Source organism: Pseudomonas sp. GW456-12-1-14-TSB6, assembly GCF_059424205.1.
Window position 1 is genome coordinate 101,351 of the sequence record NZ_JBWKZE010000013.1, and the last position, 21,654, is coordinate 123,004.

The window sequence follows — 21,654 nt, forward strand, 5'->3', positions numbered from 1 at the left end:
GCGAAGGCGGCTTTCCAGCCAGCAGAGAGGGGGCGGCTGACACCTCTTCGCGAGCAATCTCGCTCCTAGTTTTGATCCGGGCGACATACCAACGATGCGCGCTCGTAATTCAACGCCTTGTCACGCTCGGGCAGTGCATACGACGCCTCGCAGCGCTGGCCTTGCCAGTTGATGGTCAGGGTGCCGGCGGCGTCCGCGACCAGCGCCAGTGCCTTGCCGCTTGGGTCGGAGATCGCCAGTTGCTTGCCGGCGGCGTCTTCCAGTGACGCCCCAAACGGGATTGGCTGATGCTGCACATCGAACAGGGCGAATTGCACCCGACGCCCGGTCTTGCTGGCATAGCGCGCCAGTACCACGGCACCACGGCGCGGTACCACTTGCCGGGTGGCGTTTTCAATTTCGAAATCACCGCCAAGATCGCGGGTGTCGAGGCTGATCCAGTTGACCCGATACGGCTGCGCGTTGGACACCACCGCATAACCGTTGCCAGCGGTTTTCACCCCGGAGAAGCTGGCGATCTTCACGCCTTCAACGCCCTCGATCTGTGCCAGCGCGAACGTCTCACCGACGGTCTGCCCGAGGTTGATGCCGCCCGCGTGACCGACAATCGAACCGGCAACATTGAGATTCTGCGAGTTGTAGCCACGGCCCTGGCTGTAACCGGCACTGATGTCCATCACCGACGTTCGTGTGCTGATATTGGCCGAGCCGGTGCTGCCGCCGGTGCGGCTGTTGCCGCCTTGTACCGAGTAGTAGGTGTCGCTGTCTTCGGACAGATAGCCGTTGATGCCGACCTGGGTACTGCTGGTGTCCTTCTGCGAGCTGGCCGAGACGAAAGCGCGTGGCGCGCGGGGTTTCGAACCCAAGGGAAACGACACTGAGAGATTGAACAACGTGTCGTTGTTCGCCGGCCCATAGTTGGCGACATCCTTAGTGTAAGTCGCGCTGAGGTTGTAGCTGACATCGCCCCAATAATTGCTGTAACCAGCCGCCAGGCTTTGCGAACTGCCTCGTCCCCAGTAGCGCTGGTCACTGGCATTGAGGTAAATACTGCCGAACTGCTGGTTGCGCCCAAGGCTCTGGTTGACGGTCAGGTCAGTGCGGGTTTTCGAGTTGCCGGTGCGCTTCTGGCCCTCGCTGTTCAGCTCCTCGACATGTTCGCTGAAGGTTCGATAGCCCTCGGTCGAATAGCGGTAAGCGGCGAGGGTGAAGTTGGTGTCGGTGCCGGTGAACGTCTTGGCGTACAGCGCGCGCAGGCTGTTGCCCTTTACGGTCTGGGCAAATGTGCGGCTGCTGGAGTGGGTCAGGTCCAGCGAGATCGCACCGATCGCAGTGTTGCGCCCGGCGCCAACGGAAAACGCCTGGAAATCTTCGCTGGCCTGGGTGCCCACGATCGCCGACAAATTGCTGCTGACACCGTAAGCCACCGTGCTGCTGACGAACTCCGGCGATTGCTGATCATCGCTGTTGCTGTTGTAGCGGCCCGCCGAAACGCTGTACTTGAGTTGCCCCTCGCGCACCATGATCGGCAGGCTGGAAAACGCCTGCACCGTGACCCGGCGCCGACCGTCGGCTTCGATGACGGTGATTTCCAGATCGCCGTTGGAGCCGCTGGGATATATGTCGCTGATTTCGAACGGCCCGGGTGGCACGTTGGCGGTGTACAGAATGTAATCGTTCTGGCGAATCTCCACGGTCGCGCTCGATTGTGCGATGCCGCGAATCACCGGCGCATAACCGCGCTCGCTGTCGGCACGCATGCCATCGTCGGAGGCCAATTTCACGCCGCGATAGCGCACGCTGTCGAACAGGTCGGCATCAGAGAAAATGTCGCCGGCGCTGAACTGGCCCTTCAGCGCGGTGACGTCGTGTTGCAGATAACTGCGATTGCTCTTGAACGTGCTCGGCCGACCGGTGCTGCTGTTGAAGTTGGACTCGTTGCGCAAGCGCCAGCCGCCGAGGTTGATGCCGTTGCGCAGGCCGACGTTATTGGCGATCGTGGTATCGACGTCGGTGCTGTTGCGGTTGCTGCTCACCTGATAGTTGATGAACGCTGCGGGTACGCCTTCGTCCCACAGCGCCGGATCGACATAACCACGGCGGCCACGCTCCATGGCGCTTTGCGGCACGCTGACCAGCAAGCGCAGGCGCGGCACGTCATAGCGCACGGTGGCCTGATCGATCAGCGCGGGCAGATCAAGGCAGGTGTCGGCGGCGGCGCTGTCCAGTTTGCCGCTGGCCTGCAGCTTGCCAAGATCCACACCCAGTTGCTTGAGCATGTCCAGCGTCAGGCAGGCTTCGACCTTGTGGCTGTCGGGATGGTGGCGAAAATCGATATCGCGACGGCCGACCAGGGTGTCGTTGCCATACAGGTCGACCCGATAAGTGCCGGGGAGAACCTGGCTGCCGGCGAGGAGGGTCTGCAGATCGACGGCAGACGTCGCGCCTTGCAGAAACGATGTATTGAATTGTTCTTCGCCATCGGCCAGGCAAGTTGTGCTGACGACCAGTGCAACCGAAAACGGCGCCAATCCATCGCGCTTTAAAAAAAACATGCAGGAACCCTATATCACCTCCGATACGAACTAACGGAGCGAAGAGAAATACAGTGAAAGTGCGGCTGATAAAGCGGCACGCGAGTTATGGCGATTCTTTATCAAGGCTGGCGCTAACTTCGGCGCTGCCGGAAAGTTTCGCGAAATAACGGTCTCGGGCGCCGTAGTCGTTGATGCTGCTGAATGACAGTTGCGCAGAACTGGCCGCGTTAGGTTGTTTGAGTGCGAACTCTTTTTGTTCGCCGGGCGCAATCATCATCGAATCGAATGGCTTTTCGCTGCTGGCGCCCGCTTGCATTGTTATATCGGCAATCGATACGTGATAGAGCCCTGGATTGTTCACCACCAACATGCTTTTGCCGGCGCGCTCGATCAGTCGCCAGCGCAACTCGGTCGGCGCTTGATAGGCTTTGTCTGGCAAACCGGCGGGGCGAAAGAACACCTTGATGCGCTGACGCACCGCCAGTTGCAGGGTGTTCGCGGTTTTCGCAGATTGAGGGATCTCCTGGACATTCAGCCACACCACCGACTCGCGGTCGCCGGGCATGCCGGTGCCTTCGTAGATAACCCGCAGAATCTGTTGTTGATCGCCGCTGACCCGCACCAGAGGCGGGGTGACGGCGAACGGCGCTGAACCTGCTTCGTCGCTGTCGGTGTCGACCCAGGACTGAACCAACACGTCTGCACCGCTGTTGCGCACTGTGATGCTGGCTTCTTTGTGGTTGCCATCGAAAATCAGCCGGGTGCTGCTCAACGAAATGCCGGCCATGGCCTGATTGACGGCGAACAGGACCAGGAGGCCGACGCACAGGGATAGGGAATGACGTAGGAACATGAACAATTACCGCGCAAAGTGAAGGGAAGTGCAGGGCCGTTGCGCCCCGCACTGGTTCGATGAATCGCGCGATTATTCGTATTGCAGGGTGAACGGCAGGGTCGCATCACCGCGACCGGCGACCGCCAGTTTCGGATCGACGGTGGTCACGTAGGCGGCCGAGAATTTCAGCGTGGTGTTGCTGTCTTGCAGGGTGTTTTCAATCCGCGCGGTGGTTGGCGATGTCAGGTCGATCACCGCTCCGTTGGAGTCAAGCAGGGCGATGCCGATGCCTTTTGCCGAGCCCAGGCCGTCGATTAGTTTCAAGACCTTGGTGCCGGTTTCGATGCCTGAACCTGCGCCCTTGGTCGGTTCGAAGATCATCGCCACCTTGGTCCCGGCATTGCAGTTGATCTTCATGTCGAAGTTTTCGACGCTCAGGGTGCCGTTGCCTTTCGGCGCGGTGGCGGTGCCCATGTCCTTGATCGACACTTCGCCCATGTTGACCGAGATTGTCTTGTCCTTGTCGGCGCCTTCGACCGAGCAGGCATCGTTGTTGATGCTACCTGTGAAATTGATAGTGCCGCTGCCAGCCTTGGTTGGCGAAACAGGATCGGCCGCCAGAACATTACCGGCAGCGAAGATCGACAAGGCGAGAAGCGTGCGAGACAGCTTTTTCATGTTGCTTTTCCATTGGTGGGGTTAAAGCAACACAATAAATCGCGTACTTGCGCTGGAACATCAGACGATTCCTAGATGCGCGGCAAGTCATGCTGAAGTGCGCAATTGTCTAGTTGAACAAGTTGCGCTCGATGCAATAAGTCATTAACTCCTGATCGCTGTTTACTTCAAGTTTTCGCATGGCTGAAACTTTCTGTGTACTGACTGTTTTGGCACTTCGGTTAAGTCCTCGGGCTATTTCATTGACGCCTTGTCCTTGCACAAACAACCGCAGGATTTCATGTTCTCTGGGCGACAAGCGGGCAAAGCGTTCATCCAGGTCCGCGCTGTTGTCCAGCACCGAAGTGGGCGCGGGTTGTTTGCTGCGAACCGTATGGCCTTTGGCAATGGCTTTGAGCGCCACTTCTATTTCAACGTGCAACTGGCTTTTCTGAATCACCGCCAGTACACCCAGTTCCTGCAGACGGGCCAGGATCAACGGATTGGAAATCATGGTCAGGACCAGCACCCGCACCTGGGGGAAATGCCGGGTCACGTATTCCACCAGCTTCAGTCCGTCACCGTAACGCGAGTCACCGGGCATGTTGAAATCGGTGATCAACAGATCCACCGGCTGGGTCTTCAGCAAATCGATTAACTCATCGGGGCAAACGGCTTCGCCGATTACGCTGAAGTGGTGGTCACGCTCGACCAGTTCCCGCACCCCCAGCAGGACGATGGGATGATCATCGGCGATGACAACGTTGAAGGTTTCCATGGGTGCTTTATCCAGAGTGAAATTATTCAAAGGCATCGAGCAGGTCGCTCAGGCGCGCCAGTTGTTGACGCACCTCACCGCCCAGCGCCGGGGTGACGGCCATGCCGGTCAGGCGACATTCCAGTTCGACGAATGCGCTGGCCAGGGCCGGGATCTGCACCGCGCCCAGTGCCCCGGCCATGCTGTGCAGTTGCCGCGCGACGCTGTCGGCATCGGCTGCGTCGAGCGCGTTGAGGGTGGTGTGAATGTCGCGGCGCAGGGTTACGACAAACAGCTCGCGCATTTTCGGCGAGAGCGTCGGCGGGGTATCGGCGACCGGCGCGACAGCGATATGGCAGTGGCTTTGCAGTTGCGCACGCAGCGTCGCCAGGTTCAGCGGTTTGACCATCCACGCGTTCATGCCGACGGCGGCGCAGCGCTCGCCTTCTTCGCGCAAGGCATTGGCAGTGACGCCGATGATCGGCAATGTCGCATCCTGCTCGCGCAGTGCTGCGGCCAGTTGATAACCGTTCATGACCGGCATGTTGACGTCGGTCAGCAGCAAGTCGAAGCGCCCCGGTGCCCAGTGCGCCAGAGCCTGTTCGCCATTGGTTGCGACAACCACCGAGCAGCCCAGCGCCTCCAGTTGTTCCTTGATGATCGCCGCGTTGATCGCATTGTCCTCGGCCACCAGCACGCGCAGATTCAGCGCTCGGGTGTTTGCCTGCCGCGACGGCGTGCGCTGCTGACCGGCGCCGTGCACGGCGAGGGCAATCGCCCAGCCGATCGCGCGCACGTCGTCGGCATCGACCTGCCAGTCATTGCCGCTCACCTGCGCCGGGTTGGGGCCAGCGGCAATGGCGACGATTCGCCGGCCAGCGAAAGCTGTAGCGCTGGCCAGTGGTGCAAGATCGACCAGCAGCGCCGAAGGCGGCGGCAGCTCGTTGGTCACCAGTCGACAGTCGAGGCCAAAGCGGTTCAGCCACGCCATCAGATGTTGCGCCAGTTCAGCGACTGGCGCACGCACGTAGACGGCGGGGCTGTCGGCGCCGATCGCCGGGCAATCGGCGAGGCTGCCCGGTGCGCAATCGAGCATCAGTTGCAAGTTGAAGCAGCTGCCTAGTCCCGGTTCACTGACCACGTTCAACTCGCCGTGCATCAACTCGCACAGCCATTTGCAAATGGCCAGACCGAGACCCGCGCCGGCATGACTGTCGGCTTCGTTGACTTGGTAGAAAGGGTCGAACAATTGCTGTTGCTGCGCCTGGGAAATGCCCACGCCCGAGTCGCTGACCTGCCACTGCACCCGGGCTCGACCGCTTGAGTTTTGCAGCACACGAACACGCACGACCACACGGCCGTTATCGGTGAACTTGATCGCGTTGCTAAGCAGGTTGTTGAGGATCTGGCGAATACGCTGCGCATCACCGAGCAAGTGATCCGGCAGTGCTGCATCAATGCAGGCATACAATTGCAACCCTTTGCCGCGGGCAAAAGCGGCGTAGCTGCGCACCACGTCTTCGGTCAGTTCCAGCGGGCAGAACGGCTGAAGCTCGAGGTTCATCTGCCCGGCCTCAATCTTCGACACATCCAGCACATCGCTGATCAACTTGAACAGACTGGCCGACGAGCGCTGAATGGTCTCCAGATAATCCTGTTGGCGTGGGGCGAGGGCGGTCAGGCCGAGCAGCTCCAGAGTGCCGAGCACGCCATACAGCGGCGTACGGATTTCATGACTCATCGTCGCCAGAAACCGGCTCTTGGCCTGATTGGCCGAGTCGGCGGCCTGACGCGCGACTTCCAGTGCCGCGGCGTCTTCCACATGTCGGGTGACGTCGTGCAGCGCACACAGCCAGGCATCCTGACCCTGATAACGAGTGGCGACGAAAGCGACATGCAAATGCCGGCTGTCTATCTCCAGTTCGGCATGACCATGGCCAGTCGCTGCCTGCTGGTCAAGCAGGCTGATCAGTTCGCCAGTGTCGTGCCATTGCTGGGCGAGCTGGTTTTCCAGCAACACCTGATGATCGCGGCGGCTGATCACGCACAGGCCAGTCGGCGCGGTGTCGATGACCGCACGGCTGAAGGCTTCGCTTTCGGCGATGCTGGCGTGGGCAGTTTGCGCGGGGAGGATAACGCGTTGGGTGTACCAGCGATTGAGCGCGCGGCCACTGCCAAGCAGCGCCAGCACCAGTGCCAGCAGGCATAGCAGTGGCCACAGCGCGTAATCGAGAAAACTCTGCACGCTGATCACATAGATCGCCGTCCAGCGTTGGTCGCCGGGGCTGGTCAGCTTGAACACCAGGCCGTCGCGGGTCAGGTTCGCGCCGTCATCGAGCACTTGGTCTGGCTTGAGCGCACCGATCAACGCTGTGCCGTTGGGCGTGATCAGGGTGAAATCGTCGTAGATCGACCACTCCATCAAACGCTCGATATTGTTGACCTGGGACAGTTTCAACAGCGAGCCGAGCAGCACCCAGGAGTTCGCCCCCTCAATCCTCAGCGTCGGTTTACTCAGGTTGATCCGCACGTAAGCCAGCAGGCTCGGGGTGCCATCGTTTTCCTGCTCGAACGGGTAGGGAGCCCAGTGCACTTGCTCTGAAGTCTGTGCGTGGCGCTGCATGTTCATTTGGGTCATGAGTTCGACGAACCGGCCGACCTGCGTTGGCCCGGCGCCGCGCAAACGGCCGGTGGCAGGCACGGCGATATCGTAATTGTCCGGCCCGTTGAGCAGGATCACCTGCGGAGACTGGTAATGCGAGGCTGCCCAGAAGGCGCTGTAGTAAGCTGCCAGATAGCTGCCGAGGACAAACACCTTGGGGTGTTGGCTGGGGGCGATTCGCTCCGGATCGATCTTTACGCTGAACGGCAGCGAAAACGGCAGCCCACGGCCTTCGTAAATGTTCGGCCCTTCTTCGGGCAAAAGCTTTTGGACAACAGGCGGCGTCACAGCCTCGGCAAAGTACACACCCTTGGCGCTGGCCCTAGAGATCGCGTCGAGAAAGGCCTCCTGCTCGCGAATGTTTTCCATCAGTCGGGCGAAGTGGAACTGCAGGGTATCGCGCTGTTCTTCCACCATGCGCTGCACGCCCAGATAACTGATACCCAGCAACAGCAGCGCAAGCGCGCCGAGGATCAGTAAGCCCTTGTTTAGGCGCTGCGAGCTGTTGGCAAGTTTTTCCAGCAGGGCATTGGGGTGCGGCATCAATACGCTCGGTCGATAAAATTGGGTAAGCGTTTGAACACGGCTGACCTCGATGGCAAGTGGTGGTCGTCCGCCGCGAGCTGCAGATCACCAGACATTCGCCGGTCCGTCATGACAGAGCAACTGCTGGAACTGTTCCGAAGACACGGCGTGGGAGATCAGGAAACCCTGAACCTGAGTGCAGTCGATTTTACGCAACAGAGCAAGTTCCTGCGCGGTTTCCACGCCTTCGGCGACCACCGTCAGACCCAGTTGCCGGCCCAACGTGACAATGCTGGTCAGCGCCTGCGCCAGTTCGGCGTTGCGGTTGCAACCCTGTACCAGCGCGCGGTCGATTTTCAGTTCGGTGAAAGGGGCCGAGACCAGGTTCATGTAGGAACTGTAGCCCTTGCCGAAATCATCCTGTGACAGGCCGAAACCCTTGATCCTCAAGCGGCAGGCACCGGCGTAGAAGTTGCTGATGTCATCGGGCACCGAGCACTCCATCAGCTCGAAACAGATCCGCGCCGGCAGCCCGTCGTGGTGCAGGACAAAAGCGAGGATGCGATCCGGCAGGTCGTGGCTGTTGAGCAGGTGCGTCGGCAGGTTGATCGACACCGGAATGTCATAGCCCTGCTGGCGCCATACCGCTTGGGCGGCCATTGCCTGTTCCAGTACCCGCCAGAGCAGGTGCTCTTCGAGATCGCAGGCGATCAGCGCCGGTAGAAAAACTCCCGGCAACAACGTGCCGTGTTCCGGGTGAGCCCAGCGTACCAGTGCTTCGGCGGCGACGATGCGACCATTGTCCAACGCCTTTTTTGGTTGAAACCAGGCTTGCAGCTCACCGTTATCCAACGCCCGTACAAGGCTCTGGCGGTCGATGCCAGCCTGCGTGGCGATCGGCACGTCCTGACGCAGCGCCTGCAACTGGTCGATCAGGCAACGCAGGGCGGCGCTGTTGACCGGTTTGGAAATCAGCCCGATGACTTTGACCTGCAGATTGCTCGCCACCAGGCTCGCGCCCATAAGCATGCGCCGTGAGGCGGCGCTCATGATCGCCAGTGCCGGGCGGGAGGGCTGCGCGGCCAGGCCCTGAATGAACTGCACGCCATCCATGCCCGGCATCAGCAGGTCGGTGAGCACCAGGTCGAACTCGCGGTTTTTCAGGCGCCGCAAGGCTTCTTCGCCGTCCCTGGCAAACTCCAGATCGAAGACGCCCAACTCGTTGAACAGGTTCTGCAAGTACAGATGCTGGAACGGGTGATCTTCGACAATCAGCAGGCTAGGGGACTTCATGGGCGACTCGGTGGTAGGGAGCCAGGACGATCGACAAGGCTCTTAGCGTAAAAGGTTTGATCAGGCAGTGATTCATGCCGGCGGCCAGACACAGCGCCTCTTCGCCGCGCAGGGCGTTGGCGGTGGCGCCGATGATCGGCGTGGTGCAGCCCAGTCTGCGCAGGGCCTTGGCCAGTTCATAACCGTTGAGGCGCGGCATGTTGACGTCGCTGAGCACGACATCGAAGGTGTTGGCCTGCCATAGCGACAAGGCCTCTTCGCCATCGCTGGCCAGCGCCACCGTGCAGCCGAGTTCTTGCAGCTGGTCGCGCAGAATCAATTGGTTGATGGCATTGTCTTCGGCGACGAGAATGTGCAGCTGCAGCGGCGCCAACGCCTGGGTCTGTGTCTGCTGATGCTCGATAACGGCGCCGCCCTGAGCTTGGCACACAGCCTGGCGGATCGCGGCCAGATCGTTCAGATTCGCTATCCAGCCGTCGACTGTGCATTGCGGCTCACAGGCGCCCGCGCCGCTGGCCAGCACGCGTGGCCCTGACCAGCGCAGTTCGCTGTGCTGATCCATCGGCACCGGATACAGCTCAAGCAATACGCCGCCGTCGGCAGGCGCGTGACTGGCCGGCGCGCCGACGTGCGGGCGGGCGCCCCAGCGGCGCAGCCAGCCAGCGAGGCTGTCGGCCAGTTCGCGTACTGGCGACACCAAATAAACGATGTCGCCCGCCAGTTTCGGTTGTGTTTCAGGCGGCGTGTTGCCCGTGCGCTGCTCAAGCGGCAAGGTCAGGGAAAAACTGCTGCCCAGCCCCGGTTCGCTGACCATCTGCAGGGTGCCGTTCATCAAATTCGTCAGCCGCAGACAGATCGGCAGGCCCAGCCCAGTGCCCGCAACGACGTGGCTGTTGCCTTGGGTCTGGTAAAACGGCTCGAAAATAAATGTCTGATCATCGTGGGCAATGCCGCGCCCGGTGTCCGATACCTGCCATTGCACGCAGACGCGCTCGCCTTCGCGGGACAGCACGTTGACCCGCAGCACCACGCGTCCGGAATCGGTGAACTTGACCGCATTGCTCAGCAGATTGTTGAGGATCTGCCGGACACGACTGATGTCGCCGATCAGGCTGTCGGGCAGCTGCGGATCGAAGCAGGCATAGAGCTGCAAACCTTTGCTCTGCGCCGCCGCCGCGTAGCCCTGCACAACCTCTTGGGCCAGGGCAACGATGGAAAAGTCACTGAGTTCCAGCGCCAGTTGCCCGGCCTCAATTTTCGACACGTCGAGCACGTCGCAGATCAATTGCAGAAGGGTCGCGGACGAGCCTTCGATCGCGCGCAAGTAGCTTTTCTGCTGAGTGTCGAGCTGAGTGCGAGCGAGCAGTTCGAGAGTGCCGAGCACGCCATAAAGCGGGGTGCGGATTTCATGGCTCATGGTCGCCAGAAACAGGGTTTTCGCTTCGTTGGCAGCATCGGCCGACTGCCGCGCCTGCTCCAGCGCCGCTTCGATTTGCCGGCGCGCGCTGATGTCGCTGAAGGCGCAAAACAACACGTCTTCGCCCTTGTAGCGGGTCCGCGCGCAACTCAGGTACAGGTGGCGACCGTCGGCGGTCTCGAAATAGTCGGTCAGGCACGGCGCGTGTTCAGCAAATGCCGCGCGGATCCAGCCGCGACCCAGTTGCTCTCTGCACGCGCCCAGCCATTGCTGCGCGAGCGTGTTTTCCAGTACCACCTGAGCGTCGCTGCGCCGTAACACACAGAGCGCCACCGGAGCGGTCTGGATCACATCGCGGCTGAACAACTCGCTTTCCACCAGCGCCTGAATCCGGTGCAGGGTCGGGGTGATGAAGCGATGCTCCAGGCGCCGGATCAACAGCCACACCAGACTGATACTCGCCTGACAGAACGCCAGCGCGCCGAGCATTTGCGGCCACAGGGCCCACAACACCGCTAGCAAGTCGATGGAGTAGGTCAGCTGCCAATCCGACGATTTAAGTTGTTTGCGCAATACCAGTTGCTCGGGCAGCCAGCCTTCTCCGACGAAACCGAAGAAATCCTGCTGGCGCAGCAGCGGCAGATTCTGCCCGGGCGGCGGTTTGTGGCTGTTGCTGAATAACGGCATGCCCTGAGAATTGAACATGGTGAACTCGCCGGCGCTGTGGTCGCTCAAGGCAGTGGCCACTTCACGGTCGTCCATTTCCAGGCCGAGCCAACCGGACTCCAGATCGCGTTCATCCAGACGAATGAAGATGTACAGCTGCGAGTGCCCTTGCCAGTTGTGGGTCAGCCAGATTTCTTTCAAGGCACTGTTGTTGCCGCGCTTGAGGGTTTCCAGGCGATCAAGCATCTCGTGCGGAAAGTCGTCGGCCATGGGCGTCGTGTTGTACAAGCGCCAGACCTGGGCTTCGGCGCCGCTGCTGACGTACAGCAGATTCAATTTGCGCGCTTGCAGATAGTCGCGCATGCGCTGGGTCAGCCAGATGCTCCACTGCTTGCCCGGTGTTTGTCCGAGCAGCAGACGGATCTCCTCTTCGGATAGCGGCGCGCTCAGCGCGGTCTGACGGGTCGCCGACAGACTCAGGCTTTCGAGCAGCGCTTCACGGGTGGTGAAAAACGTATGCGCCTCGGCGATGGCGCTGCTCATGTAGCTGCGCCGCTGGGAAATCTCACTGTTGAAGGTGAACAGCAGGAAGCTGTACACGCCGCCGAGAATGCCCACCAGCAACACCAGCGCGAAAATGCGCAACAAGCGTCGCGCCGCGTGGGGCGTGGACAGCACCGGGCTGATCTGATGGAGGTAGTTCTTCAAGCGCATCCCGGCACAGTAGGGCGGGCCGGGCACGACGAAAATCAGACGATTCCTAAAGAGGGGGGGCGAACAATCGGCTGTGGCAACGCGTTAATGGATTCACAGGTAACTCATGACAAAGGCAATCGTTGCGTTGGCTGATCCGGCGCGCATGCCCTTGTCAAACCCGCCATTGCCAGCTGTTTCAGCAATGCGAAAGTATCGGGCGCTCAGGGGGATTTTCAAGTTGCCTCCCGCAGTGGGATAGTCCGCGAACACATAGCTTTGATGTAAAACCAAAGGCGTTCCATCCGTGTTGAGTATTTGCAAGGCCAAACCCTCAGCAGTCGAATCTGCACTCAGCTTTACGATGCCCCTCGTTGAATTTTGCGAGGGAGAAGTTGAAGTAGGCTTGAGTGTATAAGTTACTTTATTAATGCCTGATGGACAGTTGTTGAGGCTTATGTCGAATTTGACCGGTTCAGAATAGGCTCCGTTATTGGCGAATATACTGATGTCGTGTGATCCCATCTCTACCTGGATATCAGGCGTTTCACAGGATTGAGGTACGATCGTTACGCCGTTGGTCGCCATTGTCATTGGTGATACACCGTCTGCATGGAAAACCCCAAGTGTACCTGCCGGGATTTTCTGTACACCGATTACATCCGCTATTTTGAATAGTCGTAGCACGTGTCTTGTGGTGTCCCATCCGTATCCACCCGCTTCTCGCCGAATGCCCGGATAAATGGGTATGGTTACGTTGTCTTTGAAAGACCACTGCCATGCAAGTCCAGTGGTTCCTATCGCGTAAACAAGGTCGCCCGATTTAGACACGCCGACGTTGTTCAAAACACCATATGAAAACTCGTTAGTGCATTTATATGAGCTGGGCGTAGGGCCGAGTGTGATTGGCGGACTTTCATATATTAGGGTGCCGTTAGGTGTGTCACGAGGAATAGAAAGTGTAGCGGGTACTTGCATAGTGAGAGTTGTTTGATGATGGTTTGGGTAGAACGAGCAATTAGCCGCGCCCGCGTAGCTGGACGCGAAGAGCAGCGTCAGGCACAGCGTGTGAATCAATTTCGTGATCGGGGTAGGGCGCTGCGGTTGGAAACGCTTCATGAAGAGGGCTTTACGTATCGGCCAATGAGCGGCGTACGTTAGCCGCGACACTCAAAGCTGGACATCAGGCGATTCCTAGAAAGCACCGGCGCTCTTCACATCGGAATGCGCTCCCCTGTAGGGGTAAGCCTGCTCGCGATGGCGTCCTTTCATTCACCATCAACGGTGCGGCTGATGGCCTCATCGCGAGCAGGCTCACTCCTACAGGCAACGCTTTCCAACGCCTACCCATCGCCCAAACCAAAGCCACTGGTCATCTGATTAGCAAGCCCCCTAACTATTACGTTGACATTCGCTGCCTAGGCAGTAACATCTTGACATACATTCACTGCCTAGGCAGTTATTAGGTGAGCACATGAAGCATTTCACCCCTGACGAATTCCAGCATTGCCATCTCGGCCTGTTGCTCGGCCGTGCCGCTTTACTCAAGGACAAGATCATCGACACCCACATGGAACCCCACGGCATCACCGCCGCGCAGTTCAAGGTGTTGATCATCATGGCCCAGTTCGGCGTCGACACCCCGGCCGAGCTGTGCCGGCACCTGTCGCTGGACAGCGGTTCGATGACCCGCATGCTCGATCGTCTGGAGCAGAAAGGTTTTCTGGTTCGCCAACGCAGCGAAGGCGATCGCCGTCAGGTGCAACTCAAACTCACCGAGCAGGGCCAGCAACTGGCCGATCGCCTGCCGCACATCGGTGCCGATGCCATGAACGAACTGGCCGGCGCCGTGACCCCGGACGAGTTGAAAACCCTGGAATACATCCTCAAGAAAATTTTGCTGGCAGCCGGTGACCCCATCACCATCCAGCGGTTAGGTGAACACAATGAGCGGTAAAACCTTGCGCAGCAGCCTGACACTGGTGCTGTCGGCGATGATCCTCGCCGGTTGCGCCAACTACAGTGGCCTCGATACCCAGGGCGCGAGTCTCGATGCGAAAACCCTGAAAGCCGGGCAATCGCTCAACGGCGTGACCCTGTCCCAGGCCGCCTGGCCGAAGAGCGACTGGTGGACCAGCCTCGGCGATCCGCAGCTCGACGGCCTGATTCGCGAAGCCCTGAAAGACAGCCCGGACATGCAGATCGCCGACGCCCGCGCCCATCAGGCCAGCGCCGCCGCGTATGCCGCCGATGCCGAGCGTTATCCGACCCTCGACGCCAGCGCCGGCATCAGCCGTTCGCGTCTGGCCCGGGATCAGGATCCGCTGGGGCAGGGTGGGGCTTACTCCACCGTGCGCAACATCAGCGCCGGTTTCAATTACAACTTCGACCTCTGGGGCGGCCAGCGTGACGCCTGGGAAGCCGCACTCGGTCAGGCCCGTGCCGCCGAAGTTGACCGTCAGGCCGCGCAACTGACCCTCGCCGCCGACGTGGCTCGGGCCTACAGCGATCTGGGTCAGGCGCACATCGTCTATGACCTGGCCAACGAAGATTTGAAGCGCACCAAACAGATGCTCGACCTGAGCCAGCGTCGTTTGAGCTCGGGGATCGACAGCCAGTACCAGTTCCAGCAGACCCAAAGTCTGGAAGCCAGCTCCGAAGCCAGCCTGATCGACGCCGAAAAACGCCTGAACAGCGCAAAAATCGCCCTGGCCGTGCTGCTCGGCAAAGGCCCGGATCGCGGTAACGAAATCGCTCGGCCGAAAGTCCTGCAAGCCAGCGCCGTGGCATTGCCATCGGTGCTGCCGGCCGAACTGCTGGGTCGTCGCCCGGATCTGGTCGCCGCGCGCTGGCGTGTCGAGGCGGCGAGCAAGGACATCGATTCGGCCAAGACCCGCTTCTATCCGAACTTGAACCTGTCGGCTTCGGCCGGTGCCGAATCCTTGTTGGGGGACGCGATGTTCGGCTCCGCCAGCCGCTTCTTCAACATTGCCCCGACGATTTCGGTGCCGATCTTCGATGGTGGACGCCTGCGCGCCAATCTCGATGCCCGCGACGCCGATTACGACCTCGCCGTGGCGCAGTACAACAAAAGCCTGGTGAAAGCCCTGGGCGATGTCAGCGACACGATCAACCAGCTGCGTGACATCGGCCGGCAGATCGGCGCCCAGCAGCACGCGACCGAGATTGCCCAGGACTCTTACAACACCGTCGTCCAGCGTTACGGTTCCGGCATCGGCAACTACCTGGACGTGCTCAGCATCGAGCAGCAATTGCTGCAGGCCCAGCGTCAGCTGGCCAACCTGAATGCCGAGCAGATCGACCTGTCGATTCAACTGATGCAAGCGCTGGGCGGCGGCTTCCAGGGGCAAATCCTGACCGCAGCCAACGCCACCCCAGCCACGCCGCACAACTAATTCAAGGTACTTGTCATGGCCACTGCCGAAAACACACAAGCTCAAGACAACGCCCAGGACACTGGCAATCCGCGCAAACGCAAGGTGATGCTGCTGGTGCTGGCCGTTGTGGTTGCCCTCGCCGGTGCCGGCGTCTGGGCGTATCACGAATTCATCGGACGCTGGAGCGAAAGCACCGACGACGCCTACGTCAACGGCAACGTGGTGGAAATCACCCCGCTGGTGACCGGCACCGTGGTCAGCATCGGTGCCGACGATGGCGATCTGGTGCATGAAGGCCAGGTGCTGATCAACTTCGACCCGAACGACGCCGAAGTCGGCCTGCAAAGTGCCAAGGCCAATCTGGCCCGCACCGTGCGTCAGGTGCGCGGTCTGTACAGTAACGTCGACGGCATGAAGGCCCAGGTCAATGCGCAACAGGCCGAAGTGCAAAAAGCCCAGGACAACTTCAACCGCCGGAAAAACCTCGCGGCCGGCGGGGCGATTTCCCAGGAAGAACTGTCCCACGCTCGCGATGACCTGACCTCGGCGCAAAACGCCCTGGCCAATGCCAAACAGCAGCTGAAAACCACCAGCGCGCTGGTCGATGACACCGTGGTCTCCTCGCACCCGGACGTGATGGCCGCCGCCGCGCAACTGCGCCAGGCCTACCTGACCAATGCTCGCAGCACCTTGATCGCACCGGTCACCGGTTACGTCGCCAAACGCACCGTGCAACTTGGCCAGCGTGTGCAGCCGGGCACTGCGTTGATGGCGGTGATCCCGCTGGATCAGCTGTGGATCGATGCCAACTTCAAGGAAACCCAGCTGCGTGACATGCGCATCGGCCAACCGGTGGAGATCGAGTCGGACATCTATGGCAGCGACGTGAAGTTCAGCGGCACCATCGACAGTCTCGGCGCGGGCACCGGCAGCGCGTTCGCCCTGTTGCCGGCGCAGAACGCCACCGGTAACTGGATCAAGATCGTGCAGCGTGTGCCGGTACGGATTCACGTCAACGCCGAAGAACTGGCCAAGCACCCGCTGCGCGTCGGTCTGTCGACCAATGTCGAGGTCAATCTGCACGACCAGAGCGGCCCGGTACTGGCCCAGCAGCCGCCGCAAAAGGCCTCGTTCAGCACCAACGTCTACGACCGCCAACTGGCCGAAGCCGACGCGATGATCACCCAGTTGATCCACGACAACAGCGCGGCGGTCAGCAAGACTGCGCAACGCTGATCTCTTTCCCCCTGTGGGAGCGGGCTTGCTCCCACAAAGGGCAGCTGTGTCCGTAACAGACACGGCGCCAACCCGGCTTCATAGGATTCGCGATGAGCAATAACGCCTCTTTCACGCCGCCCAGCCTGTTGCTCAGCACCATCGGCCTGTCGCTGGCGACCTTCATGCAGGTGCTCGACACCACCATCGCCAACGTGGCGTTGCCGACCATTTCCGGCAACCTCGGCGTGAGTTCGGAGCAGGGCACCTGGGTCATCACCTCGTTCGCCGTGAGCAACGCCATTGCGCTGCCTCTCACCGGCTGGCTGAGCCGTCGCTTCGGCGAGGTGAAGCTGTTTCTGTGGGCGACCATCCTGTTTGTGCTGGCTTCGTTCCTCTGCGGTATTTCCACGTCGATGCCGGAACTGATCGGCTTCCGCGTGCTGCAAGGCCTGGTGGCCGGGCCGTTGTACCCGATGACCCAGACACTGCTGATCGCGGTCTATCCACCGGCGAGGCGGGGCATGGCCCTCGCATTGCTGGCGATGGTCACGGTGGTGGCGCCGATTGCCGGGCCGATCCTCGGCGGCTGGATCACCGACAGTTACAGCTGGCCGTGGATTTTCTTCATCAACGTGCCGATCGGGATCTTCGCGGTGATGGTGGTGCGCCAGCAGCTGGCCAAACGCCCGGTGGTCACCAGCCATCAGCCGATGGATTACGTCGGGCTGATCACGCTGATCATCGGCGTGGGCGCGTTGCAGGTGATCCTCGACAAGGGCAATGACCTGGACTGGTTCGAGTCGAACTTCATCATCATCGGCGCGGCGATTTCGGTGATCGCGCTGGCGGTGTTCGTGATCTGGGAAATGACCGACCAGCATCCGGTGGTCAACCTGCGGCTGTTCGCCTATCGCAACTTCCGCATCGGCACGCTGGTGCTGGTGTTGGGTTACGCCGGGTTCTTCGGCATCAACCTGATCCTGCCGCAGTGGTTGCAGACCCAGATGGGTTACACCGCGACCTGGGCCGGGCTGGCGGTGGCACCGATCGGCATTCTGCCGGTGTTGCTGTCACCGTTTGTCGGCAAGTACGCGCACAAGTTCGACCTGCGTCTGCTGGCGGGGCTGGCGTTCCTGGCGATCGGCCTGAGCTGCTTCATGCGTGCGGAGTTCACCAACGAGGTGGACTTCCAGCACATCGCTCTGGTGCAGTTGTTCATGGGGATTGGGGTGGCGCTGTTTTTCATGCCGACCCTGAGCATTCTGATGTCGGACTTGCCGCCGAGCCAGATTGCCGATGGTGCGGGTCTGGCGACGTTCCTGCGGACATTGGGCGGCAGTTTTGCGGCGTCGTTGACGACGTGGATCTGGATTCGCCGGGCGGATCAGCATCATGCCTATATGAGCGAGAGCATCAGCACCTATGAGCCAGCGACTCGCGAGACCTTGCATTCGCTGGGTGGCGCGAGCCAATCGGCCTATGCGCAGATGGATCAGATCCTCACCAGTCAGGCGTACATGCTCTCCACCGTGGATTACTTCACGTTGCTGGGCTGGGGGTTCATGGGTTTGATTCTGATTGTGTGGCTGGCGAAGCCGCCATTCGCTGCCAAGGCAGGCCCGGCGGCCAGCGGTCACTAAGTCCGGGATCCCGCAAGATCGTTCTCACGTCGAGGCGTCGAACCGTCTGCGTGGGAATGCAGCCCGGGACGCTCCGCGTCCCATGCCGAAGCGGACGCGGAGCGTCCATTGAGGCATTCCCACGCAGAGCGTGGGAACGATCAGAGGGTGGCGGGGGCGGGCAGTGCTGGCGGCGGTGCGAAGTCGAATGGCGCCAACGCAAACCCGTTCTCATCCACCTGCAACGCCCAACCCTGACGATCCCAATCCCCCAGCACAATCCGCTTCGCCGCCTGATCGCCGATCTGCAACTTGTGGATCGCCGGGCGATGGGTGTGCCCGTGAACCAGGGTTTTCACCCCGTATTCCTGCATGATCCGCGGAATTTCCTCCGGCGTGACATCGACGATGTCATTGGCCTTCATCCGCGTCTGCGCCCGGCTTTCGCTGCGCAGCTTGCGCGCGAGCTTGTGCCGGGTGCGCAAGGGCAGGTTGCGCAGGATGAACAGGCTCAGCGGATTGCGCAGGTAGCGGCGCAGCTTCATATAGGCTTCGTCGCGGGTGCACAGGCTGTCGCCGTGCATCAGCAATACGGGCTCGCCGTAAAACTGCACGACACTCGGGTCCTTCAACAGCGTGCAGCCGGCCTGCTTGCAGAAGGCCTTGCCGAGCATGAAGTCGCGATTGCCGTGCATCAGAAATATCGCCGTGCCGCTGTCGCTGAGTTCGCGCAGGGCCTGGCAGATGGAACGCTGGAAGGGCGTCATGGCGTCGTCGCCAATCCACGCTTCGAAGAAGTCGCCCAGAATGTACAACGCACTCGCCGAGCGGGCGCGTCCGGCGAGCAAATCCAGAAACGCCCGGGTAATGTCCGGGCGCTCCTCCTCCAGATGCAAGTCTGAAATCAGCAATATCACGCTTCGATGATCTCGGCTTTCTCGATGATCACGTCGTCTGCGGGTACGTCCTGGTGGCCTGCCTTGGACGTGGTGGAAACGCCTTCGATCTTGTCGACAACGTCGGTGCCCGAAACCACTTTACCGAACACGGCATAACCCCAGCCCTGAGCGGTCTTGGCGGTGTGGTTCAGGAAGCTGTTGTCGGAGGCGTTGATGAAGAACTGCGCCGAAGCAGAATGCGGGTCCATGGTACGGGCCATGGCGATGGTGTACTTGTCGTTCTTCAGACCGTTGTCGGCTTCGTTCTGGATGCTCGGGCTCTTGTCTTTCTTTTCTTTCATGCCTGGCTCGAAACCGCCGCCCTGGATCATGAAGCCTTTGATTACGCGGTGGAACACGACGTTCTCGTAGTGACCTTTCTTGACGTATTCGATGAAGTTGGCGGTGGTGAGAGGCGCCTTTTCAGCGTTCAGTTCGATGACGATGTCACCGAAGTTGGTGGTCAATTTAACTTGAGTCATGATCGATGCTCTTTATAAGGAATTCGTGGGTATTGGGACATTTGGGCCCCGTACCGGTTCAGCCCGTGAGGGCCAAGGTGCGCAGTTTAGCGTGACAGGCGCGAATTTCGAGGCTGTTTTTCAAAACCCGGCGATTAAATGCATTCCTTTTAAGCCCTGCTCTGTCAGGGGCTTGACAGCATCGGCTATGATAGCCGCTTTGTTTTGTCAGGCCCGTGTCCCGGCCGCGCACTGTACGTTCAAGGATCCTATGAGCAAGCCCACTGTCGACCCTACCTCGAATTCCAAGACCGGCCCCGTTACGCCGGTCAATTTCCTGCGCCCGATCATCCAGGCGGACCTGGACTCGGGTAAGCACACGCAGATCGTCACCCGTTTCCCGCCTGAGCCCAACGGCTACCTGCACATCGGCCACGCCAAGTCGATCTGTGTGAACTTCGGCCTGGCCCAGGAGTTCGGCGGCGTCACTCACCTGCGTTTCGACGACACCAACCCGGCCAAGGAAGACCAGGAATACATCGACGCGATCGAAAGCGACGTCAAATGGCTGGGCTTCGAATGGTCCGGCGAAGTGCGCTACGCCTCGCAATATTTCGACCAGTTGCACGACTGGGCCGTCGAGCTGATCAAGGCCGGCAAGGCCTACGTCGACGACCTGACGCCCGAGCAAGCCAGGGAATACCGCGGCAGCCTGACCGAGCCGGGCAAGAACAGCCCGTTCCGCGACCGTTCGGTGGAAGAGAACCTGGACTGGTTCGCCCGCATGCGCGCCGGTGAGTTCCCGGACGGTGCCCGCGTACTGCGTGCCAAGATCGACATGGCCTCGCCGAACATGAACCTGCGCGACCCGATCATGTACCGCATCCGCCACGCCCATCACCACCAGACCGGTGACAAGTGGTGCATCTACCCGAACTACGACTTCACCCACGGTCAGTCGGACGCCATCGAAGGCATCACCCACTCGATCTGCACCCTGGAGTTCGAAAGCCATCGTCCGCTGTACGAGTGGTTCCTCGACGCACTGCCAGTGCCGGCGCACCCGCGTCAGTACGAGTTCAGCCGTCTGAACCTCAACTACACCATCACCAGCAAGCGCAAGCTCAAGCAACTGGTTGACGAGAAACACGTCAATGGCTGGGACGATCCGCGCATGTCGACGCTGTCGGGCTTCCGCCGCCGTGGCTACACCCCGGCGTCGATCCGCAACTTCTGCGAGATGATCGGCACCAACCGTTCCGACGGCGTGGTCGACTTCGGCATGCTCGAGTTCAGCATCCGTCAGGACCTGGACGCGAACGCCCCGCGCGCCATGTGCGTGCTGCGTCCGTTGAAGGTCGTGATCACCAACTACCCGGAAGACCAGGTCGAGAACCTCGAACTGCCGCGTCATCCGCAGAAAGAAGAACTCGGCGTGCGCCAGCTGCCGTTCGCCCGTGAAATCTACATCGACCGCGATGACTTCATGGAAGAGCCGCCAAAAGGCTACAAGCGCCTGGAGCCGAACGGCGAAGTGCGTCTGCGCGGCAGCTATGTGATCCGTGCCGACGAAGCGATCAAGGACGCCGACGGCAACATCGTCGAACTGCGTTGCTCCTACGATCCGGACACCTTGGGCAAGAACCCTGAAGGCCGCAAGGTCAAGGGCGTGATCCACTGGGTGCCGGCCGCTGCCAGCATCGAGTGCGAAGTGCGTCTGTACGATCGCCTGTTCCGTTCTCCGAACCCGGAGAAGGCCGAAGACAGCGCGAGTTTCCTGGACAACATCAACCCTGACTCACTGCAAGTGCTGACCGGTTGTCGTGCTGAACCCTCGCTGGGCAATGCACAGCCGGAAGACCGTTTCCAGTTCGAGCGCGAAGGCTACTTCGTCGCGGATATCAAGGACTCGAAACCAGGTCAGCCGGTATTCAACCGTACCGTGACCCTGCGCGATTCGTGGGGCCAGTGATCAAGT

At 60.5% G+C, this 21,654-nt stretch carries 15 protein-coding genes; 5 read left to right on the plus strand and 10 right to left on the minus strand.

Translation table 11 applies throughout. The features are described 5' to 3' along the window. Positions 1–65 precede the first annotated feature (65 nt). The 8 genes from AC07Y2_RS14535 to AC07Y2_RS14570 form a co-directional block, all read right to left on the minus strand. Complete coding sequence (locus AC07Y2_RS14535; RefSeq protein WP_103386183.1) at positions 66–2,555, minus strand: fimbria/pilus outer membrane usher protein; 2,490 nt, start codon at positions 2,553–2,555, stop codon at positions 66–68. A gap of 85 nt (positions 2,556–2,640) precedes the next feature. After that, positions 2,641–3,390, minus strand: coding sequence for a fimbrial biogenesis chaperone (locus AC07Y2_RS14540; RefSeq protein WP_103386182.1), 750 nt, complete (start codon positions 3,388–3,390; stop codon positions 2,641–2,643). Positions 3,391–3,462: 72 nt separating this feature from the next. Continuing rightward, positions 3,463–4,050 (minus strand): fimbrial protein, encoded by a 588-nt coding sequence (locus tag AC07Y2_RS14545; RefSeq protein WP_103386181.1) that lies wholly within the window; start codon positions 4,048–4,050, stop codon positions 3,463–3,465. Positions 4,051–4,159: 109 nt separating this feature from the next. Then, positions 4,160–4,807, minus strand: coding sequence for a response regulator (locus AC07Y2_RS14550; RefSeq protein ID WP_085612682.1), 648 nt, complete (start codon positions 4,805–4,807; stop codon positions 4,160–4,162). A gap of 22 nt (positions 4,808–4,829) precedes the next feature. Continuing rightward, positions 4,830–7,991, minus strand: coding sequence for a hybrid sensor histidine kinase/response regulator (locus AC07Y2_RS14555; protein WP_103386180.1), 3,162 nt, complete (start codon positions 7,989–7,991; stop codon positions 4,830–4,832). Positions 7,992–8,078: 87 nt separating this feature from the next. Beyond that, positions 8,079–9,266: a response regulator cyclic di-GMP phosphodiesterase PvrR gene (gene pvrR, locus AC07Y2_RS14560; protein WP_103386179.1), complete on the minus strand. Its 1,188-nt coding sequence runs from the start codon at positions 9,264–9,266 to the stop codon at positions 8,079–8,081. Next, positions 9,253–12,063: an ATP-binding protein gene (locus AC07Y2_RS14565; RefSeq protein ID WP_103386178.1), complete on the minus strand. Its 2,811-nt coding sequence runs from the start codon at positions 12,061–12,063 to the stop codon at positions 9,253–9,255. The genes pvrR and AC07Y2_RS14565 overlap by 14 nt, the downstream gene beginning before the upstream one ends. Before the next feature lie 93 nt (positions 12,064–12,156). Continuing rightward, on the minus strand, positions 12,157–13,161 hold the full coding sequence (locus tag AC07Y2_RS14570) for a fimbrial protein (protein ID WP_146040481.1): 1,005 nt from the start codon (positions 13,159–13,161) through the stop codon (positions 12,157–12,159). A gap of 355 nt (positions 13,162–13,516) precedes the next feature. Between AC07Y2_RS14570 and AC07Y2_RS14575 the strand changes: the two genes are divergently transcribed. From AC07Y2_RS14575 to AC07Y2_RS14590, 4 genes are all read left to right on the plus strand, one after another. Next, complete coding sequence (locus AC07Y2_RS14575; protein WP_011334990.1) at positions 13,517–13,999, plus strand: MarR family winged helix-turn-helix transcriptional regulator; 483 nt, start codon at positions 13,517–13,519, stop codon at positions 13,997–13,999. After that, on the plus strand, positions 13,989–15,458 hold the full coding sequence (locus AC07Y2_RS14580; protein ID WP_103386176.1) for an efflux transporter outer membrane subunit: 1,470 nt from the start codon (positions 13,989–13,991) through the stop codon (positions 15,456–15,458). The genes AC07Y2_RS14575 and AC07Y2_RS14580 overlap by 11 nt, the downstream gene beginning before the upstream one ends. Positions 15,459–15,473: 15 nt before the next feature. After that, positions 15,474–16,676, plus strand: a complete 1,203-nt coding sequence (locus tag AC07Y2_RS14585) for an HlyD family secretion protein (protein WP_007951497.1) — start codon at positions 15,474–15,476, stop codon at positions 16,674–16,676. A 92-nt stretch (positions 16,677–16,768) separates the two neighbouring features. Further along, positions 16,769–18,298: a DHA2 family efflux MFS transporter permease subunit gene (locus tag AC07Y2_RS14590; RefSeq protein WP_102717016.1), complete on the plus strand. Its 1,530-nt coding sequence runs from the start codon at positions 16,769–16,771 to the stop codon at positions 18,296–18,298. 140 nt (positions 18,299–18,438) lie between these two features. Here AC07Y2_RS14590 and lpxH read toward each other — a convergent pair whose 3' ends face one another. Both lpxH and AC07Y2_RS14600 read right to left on the minus strand, forming a co-directional pair. Then, a complete protein-coding gene (gene lpxH / locus AC07Y2_RS14595) occupies positions 18,439–19,194 on the minus strand; it encodes a UDP-2,3-diacylglucosamine diphosphatase (RefSeq protein ID WP_039767478.1) in 756 nt (251 codons plus the stop codon). Next, complete coding sequence (locus AC07Y2_RS14600; protein WP_039767476.1) at positions 19,191–19,697, minus strand: peptidylprolyl isomerase; 507 nt, start codon at positions 19,695–19,697, stop codon at positions 19,191–19,193. The genes lpxH and AC07Y2_RS14600 overlap by 4 nt, the downstream gene beginning before the upstream one ends. Positions 19,698–19,947: 250 nt before the next feature. Between AC07Y2_RS14600 and AC07Y2_RS14605 the strand changes: the two genes are divergently transcribed. Next, positions 19,948–21,648 carry a glutamine--tRNA ligase/YqeY domain fusion protein gene (locus tag AC07Y2_RS14605; protein ID WP_039767474.1) on the plus strand — a complete coding sequence of 567 codons (1,701 nt, stop codon included), beginning with the start codon at positions 19,948–19,950 and terminating at the stop codon, positions 21,646–21,648. Positions 21,649–21,654: the final 6 nt, after the last annotated feature.